General features: G+C 57.8%; 13 protein-coding genes and 1 pseudogene. 7 read left to right on the top strand and 7 right to left on the bottom strand.

Annotation, left to right across the window (positions count from 1 at the left end; genetic code table 11):
- Positions 1–100: 100 nt before the first annotated feature.
- Both JFT87_RS23455 and JFT87_RS23450 read right to left on the bottom strand, forming a co-directional pair.
- Entirely contained in the window at positions 101–1,450 is a 1,350-nt protein-coding gene (locus JFT87_RS23455) for a heavy metal sensor histidine kinase (protein ID WP_201204946.1), read from the bottom strand.
- Positions 1,450–2,130 (bottom strand): heavy metal response regulator transcription factor, encoded by a 681-nt coding sequence (locus tag JFT87_RS23450; RefSeq protein ID WP_201204944.1) that lies wholly within the window; start codon positions 2,128–2,130, stop codon positions 1,450–1,452. The genes JFT87_RS23455 and JFT87_RS23450 overlap by 1 nt, the downstream gene beginning before the upstream one ends.
- 155 nt (positions 2,131–2,285) lie before the next feature.
- Here JFT87_RS23450 and copI point away from each other — a divergent pair, with 155 nt between their 5' ends.
- Together copI and queF are read left to right on the top strand one after the other, a co-directional pair.
- The gene (gene copI, locus JFT87_RS23445) at positions 2,286–2,822 is read left to right on the top strand and encodes a copper-resistant cuproprotein CopI (RefSeq protein WP_201204942.1); all 537 of its coding nucleotides are present in this window, start codon (positions 2,286–2,288) and stop codon (positions 2,820–2,822) included.
- Positions 2,823–2,883: 61 nt separating this feature from the next.
- A complete protein-coding gene (gene queF, locus JFT87_RS23440; protein WP_201204940.1) occupies positions 2,884–3,714 on the top strand; it encodes an NADPH-dependent 7-cyano-7-deazaguanine reductase QueF in 831 nt (276 codons plus the stop codon).
- Between the two features lie 74 nt (positions 3,715–3,788).
- Here queF and JFT87_RS23435 read toward each other — a convergent pair whose 3' ends face one another.
- Both JFT87_RS23435 and JFT87_RS23430 read right to left on the bottom strand, forming a co-directional pair.
- Positions 3,789–4,052 (bottom strand): DUF4404 family protein, encoded by a 264-nt coding sequence (locus JFT87_RS23435; RefSeq protein WP_201204938.1) that lies wholly within the window; start codon positions 4,050–4,052, stop codon positions 3,789–3,791.
- A 109-nt stretch (positions 4,053–4,161) separates the two neighbouring features.
- Positions 4,162–4,782 carry an HAD family phosphatase gene (locus JFT87_RS23430; protein WP_201204936.1) on the bottom strand — a complete coding sequence of 207 codons (621 nt, stop codon included), beginning with the start codon at positions 4,780–4,782 and terminating at the stop codon, positions 4,162–4,164.
- A gap of 200 nt (positions 4,783–4,982) precedes the next feature.
- On the opposite strand from JFT87_RS23430, the gene JFT87_RS23425 reads away from it, so the two are divergent.
- Positions 4,983–5,672: an MlaA family lipoprotein gene (locus tag JFT87_RS23425; protein ID WP_201204933.1), complete on the top strand. Its 690-nt coding sequence runs from the start codon at positions 4,983–4,985 to the stop codon at positions 5,670–5,672.
- Between the two features lie 61 nt (positions 5,673–5,733).
- On the opposite strand, the gene JFT87_RS23420 is transcribed toward JFT87_RS23425, so the two are convergent.
- Positions 5,734–6,033 (bottom strand): PilZ domain-containing protein, encoded by a 300-nt coding sequence (locus JFT87_RS23420; protein WP_201204931.1) that lies wholly within the window; start codon positions 6,031–6,033, stop codon positions 5,734–5,736.
- Between the two features lie 276 nt (positions 6,034–6,309).
- On the opposite strand from JFT87_RS23420, the gene rssB reads away from it, so the two are divergent.
- A complete protein-coding gene (rssB, locus tag JFT87_RS23415) occupies positions 6,310–7,491 on the top strand; it encodes a two-component system response regulator RssB (protein ID WP_201192762.1) in 1,182 nt (393 codons plus the stop codon).
- Positions 7,491–7,973, top strand: a complete 483-nt coding sequence (rssC, locus tag JFT87_RS23410; protein ID WP_123403442.1) for an anti-sigma factor antagonist RssC — start codon at positions 7,491–7,493, stop codon at positions 7,971–7,973. The genes rssB and rssC overlap by 1 nt, the downstream gene beginning before the upstream one ends.
- 246 nt (positions 7,974–8,219) lie before the next feature.
- On the opposite strand, the gene tal is transcribed toward rssC, so the two are convergent.
- Positions 8,220–9,146, bottom strand: coding sequence for a transaldolase (tal, locus tag JFT87_RS23405; protein WP_169370732.1), 927 nt, complete (start codon positions 9,144–9,146; stop codon positions 8,220–8,222).
- Between the two features lie 202 nt (positions 9,147–9,348).
- A complete protein-coding gene (locus JFT87_RS23400; protein ID WP_201204929.1) occupies positions 9,349–10,305 on the bottom strand; it encodes a cellulase family glycosylhydrolase in 957 nt (318 codons plus the stop codon).
- A 292-nt stretch (positions 10,306–10,597) separates the two neighbouring features.
- Here JFT87_RS23400 and JFT87_RS23395 point away from each other — a divergent pair, with 292 nt between their 5' ends.
- Together JFT87_RS23395 and JFT87_RS23390 are read left to right on the top strand one after the other, a co-directional pair.
- The gene (locus JFT87_RS23395; RefSeq protein ID WP_201204927.1) at positions 10,598–11,038 is read left to right on the top strand and encodes a low molecular weight protein-tyrosine-phosphatase; all 441 of its coding nucleotides are present in this window, start codon (positions 10,598–10,600) and stop codon (positions 11,036–11,038) included.
- Positions 11,039–11,077: 39 nt separating this feature from the next.
- Positions 11,078–13,304, top strand: a pseudogene (locus JFT87_RS23390) (polysaccharide biosynthesis tyrosine autokinase).
- The last annotated feature ends 21 nt before the right edge of the window (positions 13,305–13,325 follow it).

The following is a 13,325-nucleotide window of genomic DNA, read 5'->3' as shown; positions in this document are numbered from 1 at the left end:
ATACCGCCTTCGCGAGCAAGCCCGCTCCCACATTAGATCTGAGTCAGCTCGATCAAATGTGGGAGCGGGCTTGCTCGCGAAGAGGCCGGCGCTGCCGGCCTCAATCCCCCTTCGGTAACTCAATCACAAACCTGGTCCACCCACTCTCCGATTTGCAACGAATCTGCCCGCCATGGGCACGGATGATCGACTGGGTGATCGCCAATCCCAATCCTGCATGTTCACTGCTGCCTTCCTGGCGCGCCGGGTCGGCCCGGTAGAAACGGTCGAACAAGCGCGGCAGCAGATCTTCCGAAATCCCGTCCCCGCTGTTCTCAACCGTCAGGCTCAAACCCTTGGGCTGATCGACAATCCGCAGCCGAACCTCGCCGTTGGCAGGCGTAAACCGCAATGCGTTATCCAGCAGGTTGGAAAGCGCCCGGCGCAACATGTTGCGGTCGCCCTCGATGTGCCCGCTGCCATCGCGGGTCAGCGTTACTTGCGCGTCCTCGGCCAGCGGCGCGAAGAACTCCAACAACAGATCTGCTTCCTCCGCCAATTCCAGCGGTTCGCACTTGGGCATCAGCAAACCGTGGTCAGCCTTGGCCAGGTACAACATGTCATTGACCAGTTGCGCCATCCATTGCAGTTCTTCGAGGTTGCTGTGCAGCGCTTCGCGGTAATCCTCAAGCTCGCGCGGGCGGGTGAGGGTGACCTGGGTATGGGTCAGCAGGTTCGACAGTGGCGTGCGCAGTTCATGGGCAATGTCGGCGGAGAAGGCCGAGAGCCGTTGAAAAGAGTCGTCGAGACGTCCGAGCATTGCGTTGAAGTTGTGGGCCATTTCCGCAAGTTCTGGCGGCATGTTCTCTTCCGGCAACCGCGCATTCAGCGATTGCGCAGAAACGCCGCTGGCCACTGCACTCATGCGCCGCAACGGCCGCAATCCACTGCGTGCCGCCCAGGCCCCGAGCAGCGCGGTGGCCAGGGCCGAGAGGCCAACGGTCAGCCAGATCAGATGCTGCATGCGTTGCAGAAAGTGCTGGTGATGGGTGATGTCCAGCAGCAGGGTCAGTTGCGGTGAGTCGGGTTTGTCCAGGTACAACGGCGCATTCAGGACGCGATAGTCAGTGCCGTCGTCGTTCACGGTCGACAAGCCCGGTTTTTGCGGGAGTTCCTTGGGCAAATTCGAGGCGCTGTCGTACCAGCGCTGGCCATCACTGCCAGTAATACGCAGCGACAGATCGGCCTGTCGGCTCAGTTCATCCGCAAGCTTTGCCTTGCTTTCACTGGACTGAATGTCGTGTAGCGCCCGGCGCAAACCGATCAACTTGCCGTCCAGCAACTGCTGATCGAGTTCGATGAAGTGGGCTTCGCTGGCGCGGCTGAACAACACCCCGGCGAATAACGAAACCACCGCCGTGCAGGCCGCAAACAGCAGCGCAAGGCGATTACTCAAGGACAGTCGGCGCATCAGGCGTCGCGCTCTTCAAGGACGTAACCCATGCCGCGCATGGTGTGGATCAGCTTGTTGGGGAATTCGTCGTCGATCTTCAGGCGCAGCCGTCGGATCGCCACTTCAATGACATTGGTGTCACTGTCGAAATTCATGTCCCACACCTGGGAAGCGATCAACGATTTGGGCAGCACTTCACCTTGCCGGCGCAGGAGCATTTCAAGCAGGGCGAATTCCTTGGCGGTCAGGTCGATGCGCTGGCCGCTGCGTTCGACCCGGCGGCGGATCAGGTCCAGACGCAGGTCGGCCAGTTGCAGGCAGGTCTCCTGAGGCGTGGTGCTGCCACGGCGCAACAGGCTGCGGACTCGGGCCAGCAGTTCGGAGAAGGCGAAAGGTTTGACCAAGTAGTCGTCGGCGCCGAGCTCCAGGCCGTGAACCCTGTCCTCCACCGCGTCTCGCGCCGTCAGAAACAGTACCGGCGTGTCGAGACCCGCACCGCGCACCGCTTGCAAGATTTGCCAGCCATCACGGCCGGGCAGCATCACATCGAGGATCAACAAGGCGTAATCGCCGGTCAGCGCCAATTGCTGGCCGGTACTGCCGTCGGCCACCAGTTCGGTATTGAAGCCAGCCTCGGTAAGGCCCTGGCGTAAATAATGGCCGGTTTTGGCCTGGTCTTCGACGATCAGCAGTTTCATGGGTAACTCTGGGTAAATGGAACGAAAGCTTTATACCGTGGGCGGCCGCAAGGCAGGCCAACCTGACAAAGTTGTAATCTGGCTGTCAGGTTGCGGGCAGGCGTGTCAGTTTAGAGTTTTCCACAGGCTGAACCTTATCTTGTTGGAGTACGACTATGTTTTTGCGCAATCGTCTGGTGTTGGCCGCGTGTTTGCTGGTACTGGGTTCGCCGGTATGGGCCTCGCCCGCGCAGACTTACGACTTCGGTCAACCGGCCGCGGCGGCCAAAGCCAGCCGCAGCGTGGAAGTGGTGATGGGCGATATGTCATTCGATCCGAAGACCATCGAGGTCAAGGCTGGTGAGACCATTCGTTTTGTGTTGGTGAATAAAGGCCAGTTGCTGCACGAATTCAACCTCGGCGATGCGGCGATGCATGCCGCACACCAGCAGGAAATGTTGAAGATGCAGCAGAACGGAATGCTGACTCCTACAGCGATGAAGGAAATGGACCACGGTTCGATGTCCGGTATGGATCACGGCTCGGCGGATCACGGCATGAAGCACGACGACCCCAACAGTATTTTGGTGCCGCCGGGCAAAACCGCCGAGCTGACCTGGACCTTCACCAAGGCGACCAACCTGGAATTTGCCTGCAATATCCCTGGCCACTATCAGGCTGGCATGGTCGGCAAACTGACAGTCAGTCAGTAAGCACTCAAAGGCGGACGCAAAGGCTGATAGAATCCGCTGATTCTTCAGTCAGGTTTCCGCCATGCATCCCGCAGCCGAACATTCGCCGCTGGGCAAATCCAGCGAATACATCGCCACCTACACGCCGTCCTTACTGTTCCCGATCCCGCGCACCGCGAAATGGGCCGAGTTGGGGCTGACAGCGGACACGCTGCCGTATAAAGGCGTGGACTTCTGGAACTGCTTCGAGCTGTCGTGGCTGTTGCCGTCGGGCAAGCCCGTGGTGGCGATCGGTGAATTCAGCATCCCGGCGGATTCGCCGAACATCATCGAATCCAAGTCGTTCAAGCTGTACCTCAATTCCCTGAACCAGACGCCGTTTGCCGACACTGCGAGCCTTGAAGCCGTGTTGGTGAAAGACCTGTCGGCGGCTGCCGGTAAACCGGTCGGCGTGCGGATTCGCAGCCTCAAGGACGTTGAGGCGGAAGGCGTCGTGGCGTTGCCGGGCGTTTGCGTTGATGACCTGGACATCAGCGTCAGCAACTACGAACACCCGCGTCCGGAACTGCTGCGTTGCGATGATTCGCGCATTGTCGAAGAGAGCGTGCACAGCCATTTGCTCAAGTCCAATTGCCCGGTCACCAGCCAGCCGGATTGGGGCAGTGTGGCGGTCGAGTACCGTGGCGCGGCACTGGATCACGCGAGTTTGCTGGAGTACATCGTGAGCTTCCGTCAGCACTCGGACTTCCATGAGCAATGCGTGGAGCGGATCTTCCTCGACCTGCAGCGGTTGCTGAAACCGGAGAAATTGACGGTGTATGCGCGGTATGTGCGGCGTGGTGGGTTGGATATCAACCCGTATCGCAGTACTGAAACGGTCCAACTGCCGAACCACCGTCTGGTCCGCCAGTAAGATCAAGATCAAAAGATCGCTGAAAACGAAAAAGCCCCGCTATCACTGGCAGGGCTTTTTTGTATCTGGCGGGTTCAGATCCCGATGTTGCCCAGGGTCTGCACAATGTTGCGTAAGGTGCCGGCAATGGCCGGGTGTTCCAGTTCGAAGCGTTCGACAGCCAGGTTCACGCCATCGGCGAGGTTGGAGTCTTTGGTCTTGGTTTCCAGTTCAATCTCAAGTTCGATCTGTTGCATCAGCGCGTGCAGGTCATCGCGCTCGGCTTCGGACAGCGGCGGATTCTGTTCCAATTGCTCGCGCAGGGTATTGAGCTGTTCTTGCAGTTCGCGGGCAGGCATGGCGTTCTTCCTTTTATCGATAGGCACTGGCATAGACCGCAGCAGCACGCCAAAGGTCTATGGCTGGTCTTTAGATTAATCCACTCCCGGGCAACCTGCATGATCTCTGTCAGGGCTTTTCGCCCTTGAGTCGGCGCAGGCTGATGTCCGCCAGGCAGGTATCGAGTTCACCGAGGTGATCAATCACCGAATGTACCCCTAAACCAAACAGCTGCATCGTCGCCTTGCCCCGCAGGTGTTCGCGGTCCTTTTGGCTCAAGGCTTGCCATTCGTTCGGCGCCAGCCCGCACAGCGAACCGCAGGACGCCAAGCCAATGGTCCACAACCCGGCATTGAGCCCGGCCTGCAGCAATCGCGGTTCGCCGCTGACCAGCACGCAGCCGTCCAGTCGCTCGACATTCAACGCCATTAACGCTTGCCAGCAGGCGTTTGGAGCCGGCCATGGATTGATTGTTGCTGGATGTTGCGAAGGTTTGATCCACGCTGGCAGGGCGGCAGCAAGGGCTTGGCTGAGGGCAGGGGAGAGTTCATCCAGCCAGGCGCAGGGGATTTTCTGACGCTGCAAGCTGTGCAGGCTATCCAGGGCACCGGGGGTGACCTCGGCGTGTTCGGCGCAGGGCGCGCCCGGCTGGCGCGTACGGGCGCCAAAATCCACCAGGCAACCACTGAGTCCGAACAGTACGGCAGTCAGGCTGAGTGCGGCGTCAGGCAAGGCTTCGGCATGCGACATATCAACGTCCCTGAAATAGCGACAAGACTATGGGAGGACGGTGACAGTTGAGTGACATTGATGTGAATTGCTCTCAGTCATTTTGCAACATCCGCAAGCCGACTCATGCGACGCTGACTAAACTCGCTTTTCCGTCTTATACTAGCCGTCTTAACGCTTGGGCCGCGCGCCCGCGCCAGTACAATCCAAGGAGTTTTTCTATGCGCTGGAGCAATCAACTCGCTCAGCTTTGTGTGTGTGCCAGCGTGTTGCTGGTTCCGTTTGCCGCTCAGGCAGCTTCGGAAGACGATCCTTGGGAAAGTGTCAACCGCCCGATTTACCAGTTCAACGACTTTGTCGACACCTACGCGCTGAAGCCGATTGCTCAGGGCTACGACTACGTGACGCCGCAATTCCTGGAAGATGGTATCCACAACATGTTCCGCAACGTCGGTGACGTGACCAATCTGTTCAACAACGTGTTGCAAGCCAAGCCACATGCTGCTGGCGTCGATACCGCACGTATCCTGCTCAATACCACTTTTGGTCTGGCAGGCTTCTTCGATGTAGGCACCAAAATGGGCCTGAACCGCAGCGACGAAGACTTCGGTCAGACCCTCGGTCATTGGGGCGTTGGCAGTGGTCCGTACGTGATGCTGCCATTGCTCGGCCCAAGCACCCTGCGAGACGCACCGTCCAAGATTGTCGATGGCTACACCGGCCCGTACCCGTACATCAACGATATTCCGGTGCGTAATTCGGTATTCGGCCTGAACATCGTCGACACCCGTGCCAGCTTGCTGTCGGCCGAGAAGCTGATCAACGGCGACAAGTACATCTTCATCCGCAACGCTTACCTGCAGAACCGCGAATTCAAAGTCAAAGACGGCCACGTCGTAGACGATTTTTGATTTAAAGCGGTAAAACGAAGAAGGCGGCCATTGGCCGCCTTCTTTCGTTGTGGATTGGTGGTTATTTCATTTTCAAGATTGTAAGCCCGAGTTTCTGACTTTCGCCGTCCTGTTCCTTCACCCACACCACTTCGGTGTCGGCTTCAAGGCCCTTGAGGGCGGTGTGATCGGAATCGATCCGTACGTTCAGCCGGTCCCCGACCTTGAACAAGCGTGGTGCCTCAACCTGCATGCCACTGCTGGAAAGGTCGATGCAGACGGCTGGCACCTCATCGCCTTCGTGAATCAGCGACACATCGGCATCGACCCGCATGCGAATGAAATCGCGCTTTTCGCTGTAGTCCCGATCGGTTTGACTCATGGGCTTCATCCTTCCATTGGGTTACGGTTTTGCCTGTTCTTATAACTCCCGGTGATTTGACAAGTAAAGACGTCAAGCGACCATCGGCGTGAGCTTGAAACGCCCCGCGGATGGGAGTACCGTCTGCGCCTTAGAAGGGCACCTTTGGTGGACCTGTGTGTAGGGCAAACGCTCGAAAACAGTGCAACAGAGAGGCTAGAAAGCGAATCCAGTAGTACGAGCCGGGATAAAACCCTTGCCTGCTACGCCAACCTAATTCTGGCGCCGTTTGCCCACATGCCAAAAACCAGTGCCACGCTGCTGATAATCGATGATGACGAAGTAGTGCGCGCGAGCCTCGCCGCCTATTTGGAAGACAGTGGTTTCAGTGTCCTGCAAGCCAGCAATGGCCAGCAGGGTCTTCAGGTATTCGAGCAAGACAAGCCCGACTTGGTCATCTGCGATCTGCGCATGCCGCAGATGGGCGGACTCGAACTCATTCGCCAGGTCACCGAGCTGTCGCCTCAAACCCCGGTTATCGTGGTATCGGGTGCCGGCGTGATGAACGATGCGGTCGAGGCCCTGCGCCTGGGCGCGGCGGACTACCTGATCAAGCCTCTCGAAGATCTGGCTGTGCTCGAGCACTCTGTGCGCCGGGCCCTGGATCGTGCGCGCCTGCTGCTGGAAAACCAGCGCTACCGCGACAAGCTCGAAAAGGCCAACCGCGAGCTCGAAGCCAGCCTGAACCTGCTCCAGGAAGACCAGAACGCCGGTCGCCAGGTGCAGATGAACATGCTGCCAGTCAGTCCCTGGACCATCGATGAGTTTCAGTTTGCTCACCAGATCATCCCGTCGCTGTACCTATCGGGTGATTTCGTTGACTACTTTCGGGTCGACGAACGTCGGGTAGCCTTCTACCTGGCGGACGTTTCCGGTCATGGCGCCTCTTCAGCCTTCGTTACTGTGCTGCTGAAATTCATGACCACGCGCTTGCTGTTCGAATCCAAGCGAAATGGCACATTGCCGGAATTCCAACCTTCAGAGGTCCTTGGTCATATCAACCGAGGCCTGATCAGTTGTAAGCTGGGTAAACACGTCACAATGGTCGGTGGTGTCATCGACGAGGAGACAGGTTTGTTGACCTATAGCATCGGCGGTCATTTGCCCTTGCCTGTGTTGTACACGCCAGACAGTGTTCGTTATCTGGAAGGGCGTGGTCTGCCGGTGGGCCTCTTTAACGAAGCCACCTACGAAGATCACGTGATGGAGTTGCCACCGACGTTCAGCTTGACGCTGATGTCTGATGGCATCCTGGACCTTTTGCCAGAACCTACACTCAAAGAGAAAGAAGCGGCGTTGCCCCAACGGGTCAAGGCTGCGGGCGGCACCCTGGATGGGCTGCGGCAGGTTTTTGGATTGGCCACGCTAGGGGAGATGCCGGATGATATCGCCCTGTTGGTGTTGAGCAGGAATCTTTAATGAGTACCGGTAGAATCCAGTTCGCCGAGCAGGATGGCACCTTCGTCCTTAAGTTCGTCGGTGAAGTTCGCCTGACCCTGTGTTCGGCGTTGGATGCGACTATTGAGCGGATCTTCACGGCGTTGAACTTCAACGCGATCGTGATCGACCTGACCGAAACCCGCAGCATCGACAGCACCACGTTGGGCCTGTTGGCCAAACTGTCGATCCTGTCGCGGCAGAAGGTCGGCCTGCTGCCGACCGTCGTCACCACCCACGAAGACATCACCCGTCTGCTGCAGTCCATGGGCTTCGAGCAGGTGTTCAACATCGTTGACCGCCCTATCCCGTGCCCTGAGTGCTTGACCGACCTGCCAGACCAGGATCAGTCCGAAGAAATCGTACGGATCAAAGTGCTTGAAGCACACAAGATCCTCATGGGCCTCAACGACTCCAATCGTGAAGCGTTCCATGATCTGGTGAATGCTTTAGAGCGTCATTGATCCCCGGCCATCCGCTGGCCTGTGGCGAGGGAGCTTGCTCCCGCTGGGCTGCGAAGCGGCCTTAAAACCATTCACCTCGTTACGTCAGTCAAATCCCAGTTAGCCGGATTACGAATGCTGCGCAGTCGAGCAGGAGCAAGCTCCCTCGCCACAGGTCCTCATCTGCCTCAACGCCGCACAAACACCAGCGCATAAAAAAGGGCGAACCTGTGAGGGTTCGCCCTTTTTGCATTGCCTCGAACTAGATCACAGCTTGGCTTGCAGCAGCGCCTCAAGCTTCTCTTGATCCCGAGCAAACTGACGAATCCCCTCAGCCAGTTTCTCGGTCGCCATAGCGTCTTCGTTGGACAACCAACGGAACTGCGCTTCATTCAAGTTCAAACGCGCTTCCCCGGCATGCCCTGGCGCCAATTTGCGCTCCAGCTTGCCGTTATCCGCTGCCAGTTTCTCCAGCAGGTCCGGGCTGATGGTCAGGCGATCGCAACCGGCCAACTGCTCGATCTGATTCAGATTACGGAAGCTCGCGCCCATCACTACGGTTTTGTAGTCATTGGCCTTGTAGTAGTTGTAGATGCGCGTCACCGACTGCACACCCGGATCATCCGCGCCGGTGTAGTCGTTGCCGTTGGCCTTCTTGTACCAGTCGTAGATGCGACCCACGAACGGCGAAATCAGGAACACACCCGCATCAGCACACGCCGCAGCCTGAGCGAAGGAGAACAGCAGGGTCAGGTTGGTCTGAATGCCTTCCTTTTCCAGAATCTCGGCGGCACGGATGCCTTCCCAGGTGGAAGCGATCTTGATCAGTACGCGGTCGCGGCCGATGCCGGCTTTGTCGTACAGCTCGATCAGACGGTGCGCGCGCTTCAATACGGCGTCAGTGTCGAACGAAAGGCGCGCGTCCACTTCAGTGGAAATGCGGCCAGGGACCACTTTCAGAATTTCTTGACCTACCGCAACGCCAAAACGGTCGCTCGCCAGGCCCACATCGCCCTTGCAGTCGTGAACGCAAGCGTTCAGCAACTCGGCATAACCGGGAATGGCGGCCGCTTTGAGCAGCAGGGAAGGGTTGGTGGTAGCGTCCACGGGTTTTACGCGAGCGATTGCTTCGAAGTCGCCGGTGTCGGCAACGACGGTAGTGATTTGTTTGAGTTGTTCCAGCTTGGAAGTCATGGGCGTGCTCTGTCCTATGGGTCTGATGACATTACCCGAGCGCTGACAGCCACTCAAGGGCGTGTGTGCGTATCAATGGCCCCAGCGGCAACATCCGCGAAACGGGTGTTTGAATGGCGGGGCGCGGTATCGGTAAATACGATGCCAAATCAGACCACAGGTTCAACGCAACCGACCTGCGTACAGACCGGTTGCGCGGGGACTATTCGGCGTTCAACAGGGCTTCGACCGACAGGCGTGCCGGTTTCGGCTGGCCGTCAGAGGTCAGCAGGCCGAAGTTCTTCTCGCGATCATTACTGCCCGTATCACTGTTTTTCCATTCATAGATGGAGGTCAGCGGGATCTTGAGTTTTTTAACATCGCCGATAAACGCGTCGATCTTGCTCGCTTGCCCTTCAGCGCCGCCGTTGGACGCGAGCGCCGAGATACCCCATTCACTGATCACCCCCGGCAGATGAAAGTTTTGCTGAATGAAGTTCTGCGCATTACTGATCTGCGTGGCCGTCATGCCATACGGGTGATAGGAAACGGCGTTCAGGCATTTGGGGTATTCGCTGACGATGCGGCTCAGCGCCACGGTGGACGCTGAACCAGCGCTGGGTGGACGGGCGAAGCCGTAACCGATCACCGGGGTCGATTGCGGTTGCTCCTGCAGCGTCTTGCATACGCCGCTCATGAACGGCACAAACGTCGTGTCGAAATTACGCGTCGGCCAGTACGTTTCCAGGTCGGGCTCATTCCATAGCTCGATCGCTACCAGTTGCTCGCTGTACGACTGCTGCAGCCCTGTCACGGCTTTAGCGAAGCCTTCCCCGGCGGTGGCCAGCTCGGCGCTTGAGGTTGCGGGCAACGGTTTGATCGCACGGACCGTCAGCAAGACCGGCAGGCCCGCAGACTGGGCCGCTGCAAACGCATCGCTGACCTGTTTCTGATAAGCCTTGGCACTCAGGCTGTCACTCCACACGCCGAAGCGTACAAAACCGAAGCCTGCCGATTTGATTTGCGCGGCGTCAGCGGCAGAGAAGTTCTGAATCTTCACCTGAACGCCGATGTTCTTGGCCGGAAGGTTGGGAAACGTTTCGCTGGCGTGCACCTGAGTCGTTGTACCCAGCACCATCAGCGCCAGCGCGCCGAGTTTTTTGAGATGGACTGATTTCATGTCTGCTCTCCCGAAGAGAAGTGACAACTACGAACAAATATCTCGTTACCCAAGTTTCGATAGGGATGATGGCACTTAGTGCACGAATGTTATTTTTTGTCGGAAATCAAACAGCTGAAAATCACAGTTATTTTTAGTCCGCTAATTGTGGTTGGGGGCTTTTAAACGCTGTGGTACTTAATGCTCCGGTACTAACAGGGCGAATCTATTTCTGAGTGCAGGAAGATCTTGAGGGTTCATTCAAATGCCCTCGGGATGTTGGCCGTTTGACATGACAGAGGAAAGTAAAACCTTGTTCAGAAAGATCCTTGTTGTTTGCGTGGGCAATATATGCCGAAGTCCGACGGCAGAACTGTTGTTGCGTAATGCGCTGGGTGCCTCGGCAATCACGGTGTCCTCTGCGGGCCTGTCGGCCAGAGTCGGCGAGGGCGTCGAGGCTTCGGCCCGCGAAGTTCTCGAAAACCACGGACACTGCGCCGAAGCGTTCCAGGCGCGGCAACTGACCTCGGACATCATCAATGACTCGGACTTGATTCTGGTCATGGAAAAACAGCATGTAAATCAAGTATTGAAGATTGCCTCTCACGCGAGGGGCAAAGTGTTTCTACTCGGCAAGTGGCAAAGCGAGCGCGAAATACAAGATCCGTATCGTCAAGGCAAGGCCGCTTTTATTCATGCCCATGCATTGATTGAAGATGCTGTCAGCTCATGGGCGCAACGCTTGGCGCGTTGATGAATATTCTTCAGATCAATGAATGGTAAGAACAGACTTATGCAGTTACCGTCCGTAATCGGCACCCGTGACAACGATCAAGACAGTATTGATCTGCTCGGTATATTTGGCAGTCTGATCGATCAGAAGTGGTTGATCGGCGCATTGACCGGGGCCTTTATGGTCACCGGTGTTGCCTATGCCGTTCTGGCGACGCCGGTGTACCTGGCGAACGCGCTGGTGCAGGTCGAACCGAAAAAGAACGACATGCTCGGGTTCTCCGACCTCAACAGCATGCTCGGCGGCCAATCGCCATCGGTGACCGAAATCGGCATCATCAAGTCCCGCGCCGTCATCGGTAAAACCGTTGACGACCTGCGCCTGGATATCGATGTCACGCCCAACACGTTCCCGGTCATCGGTGGCTTTCTCGCCCGGCGTTACCGCGGCGAAACCGATACCAGCGTCGCCGCGCCGCGCTTCGGCCTGAGCAGTTACGCCTGGGGCGGTGAGCGTCTGGAATTTTCCCGGCTCAATCTGCCCAAAGAACTGCTGGGCAAGAAACTCACCCTGATTGCGGGTGAACAGAAGCGCTTCCAGTTGCTCGATGACAACGACAACCTGCTGGTCGACGGCGTCGTCGGTGAAGCGTTCGCGCAGGACAGCGTAGAAGGGCAAATCACCCAGTTACTGGCTAACCCCGGCACCCGTTTCGAAGTGGTGCGCAATCCACGGATCGTGACCATTCAGGGGTATCAGGACGCGCTGGATATTTCCGAACAGGGCAAGGAGTCGGGGATCATTCGTCTGGCCCTGGCCAGCAGTGATGCTGCGGAAGCGGTGAAGATTCTCAACAAGATCGCGTCGCTGTACGTTGATCAGAACGTACGACGCACTTCAGCCGAAGCCGCACAGAGCCTGGCCTTCCTGCAAAGCCAATTGCCGCAGGTCAAGCGTGATCTGGCCAAGGCCAGCGATGCGCTCAACGCCTATCAGACCCACGGCAAGACCGTGAACATCTCGTTGGAAACGCAATCGGTGCTCGGCCAGTCCGTAGCGCTGGAAACGCGGATTTCCGAGCTGAAAATGCAGCAGGCGGAGATGGATCGCAAGTTCACCAAACAGCACCCGGCCTACCGCGCACTGATGAGCCAGCTCGGTGAACTGGTCCAGCAGCAGAAGTCGCTGGAAGGCAAGGTCGGTGATCTGCCCGCCACGCAACAGGAATTGCTCAACCTGACCCGCGACGTTGAAGTCGCCTCGCAGATCTACACGCAATTGCTGAACAAGTCCCAGGAACTCGACATCATCCGCGCCGGTGCGGTGGGCAACGTGCGCCTGATCGATACTGCGGACGTCGACCTGACCAGCCCGGTCAAACCGAAAAAGCCTTGATCGTGCTGATCGCAACGCTGCTCGGCGCTTTCGTCGGCGTGGCGCTGGTGCTGCTGCGTAAATCCTTGAGTCGCGGCCTCGAAGGCCCCGAAGCCATCGAGCAACTGGGCTTGCCGGTGTACGCGTCGATCCCCTACAGCGCGTTGCAGCAGGAAGAGGACAGCAAAAAGGTCGCGCCCGCGACGGCGTCGATAAACCGGCGTATCTGTTGGCGCTGCGCAACCCGACGGATTTGTCCATCGAGTCGATTCGCAGCCTGCGCACGTGCCTGCATTTCGCCGGGCTTGATTCGACCAACAACCGCATCATGATTTCCGGGCCGAGCCCGCAGGTCGGCAAGACCTTCGTGTCTTCCAACCTCGCTGCGGTGATGGCGCAAAGTGGTCAGCGCGTGGTGCTGATCGATGCCGACATGCGCAAAGGTCATCTGCACAAAACCCTCAACACGCCGATCACCAACGGTTTGTCCGATCTGCTGGTCAAGCGTTGCAGCATCGAACAGGCAATCAACCGCGTCGAAGTCGACAATTTGCACTTCATCAGCCGTGGTCAGGTGCCGCCCAACCCGTCCGAGTTGCTGATGCACGCCAACTTCCGCGAGCTGCTGGCGCAACTCAGCGAAATGTACGACCTGGTGATCATCGATACGCCGCCGCTGCTGGCCGTGACCGACGCAGCGATTGTTGGCCGTGAAGCCGGCATCAGCCTGATCGTCACGCGCTTCGGGGTGAACCCGGCCAAGGAGATCGAATTGACCATCCGCCGCTTCGCGCAGAACGGCATCGAGTTGAAAGGCGCAGTGTTCAACGGCGTCGAGAAGCGTGCCGCGAGCTATTACGGCAATGGCGGCTACGGCTATTACAACTACGAATACGCGTCCGACAAATCCTGACTGTCAGCGACTGTTTTTTCC

Origin of the sequence: Pseudomonas sp. TH15, assembly GCF_016651105.1 — a bacterium.
In the GTDB taxonomy this organism is placed as follows: Bacteria; Pseudomonadota; Gammaproteobacteria; order Pseudomonadales; family Pseudomonadaceae; genus Aquipseudomonas.
This window is presented reverse-complemented; position numbering and strand designations above follow the sequence as displayed.

Excerpts from the sequence above, each read along its gene's own strand:
- tal (WP_169370732.1), bottom strand. The coding sequence starts at position 9,146 with ATGACTTCCAAGCTGGAACAACTCAAACAAATCACTACCGTCGTTGCC.
- JFT87_RS23455 (WP_201204946.1), bottom strand. The coding sequence starts at position 1,450 with ATGCGCCGACTGTCCTTGAGTAATCGCCTTGCGCTGCTGTTTGCGGCC.
- JFT87_RS23420 (WP_201204931.1), bottom strand. The coding sequence starts at position 6,033 with ATGAGTCAAACCGATCGGGACTACAGCGAAAAGCGCGATTTCATTCGC.
- JFT87_RS23450 (WP_201204944.1), bottom strand. The coding sequence starts at position 2,130 with ATGAAACTGCTGATCGTCGAAGACCAGGCCAAAACCGGCCATTATTTA.
- rssB (WP_201192762.1), top strand. The coding sequence starts at position 6,310 with ATGCCAAAAACCAGTGCCACGCTGCTGATAATCGATGATGACGAAGTA.
- copI (WP_201204942.1), top strand. The coding sequence starts at position 2,286 with ATGTTTTTGCGCAATCGTCTGGTGTTGGCCGCGTGTTTGCTGGTACTG.
- JFT87_RS23400 (WP_201204929.1), bottom strand. The coding sequence starts at position 10,305 with ATGAAATCAGTCCATCTCAAAAAACTCGGCGCGCTGGCGCTGATGGTG.
- JFT87_RS23425 (WP_201204933.1), top strand. The coding sequence starts at position 4,983 with ATGCGCTGGAGCAATCAACTCGCTCAGCTTTGTGTGTGTGCCAGCGTG.
- JFT87_RS23435 (WP_201204938.1), bottom strand. The coding sequence starts at position 4,052 with ATGCCTGCCCGCGAACTGCAAGAACAGCTCAATACCCTGCGCGAGCAA.
- queF (WP_201204940.1), top strand. The coding sequence starts at position 2,884 with ATGCATCCCGCAGCCGAACATTCGCCGCTGGGCAAATCCAGCGAATAC.
- JFT87_RS23430 (WP_201204936.1), bottom strand. The coding sequence starts at position 4,782 with ATGTCGCATGCCGAAGCCTTGCCTGACGCCGCACTCAGCCTGACTGCC.
- rssC (WP_123403442.1), top strand. The coding sequence starts at position 7,491 with ATGAGTACCGGTAGAATCCAGTTCGCCGAGCAGGATGGCACCTTCGTC.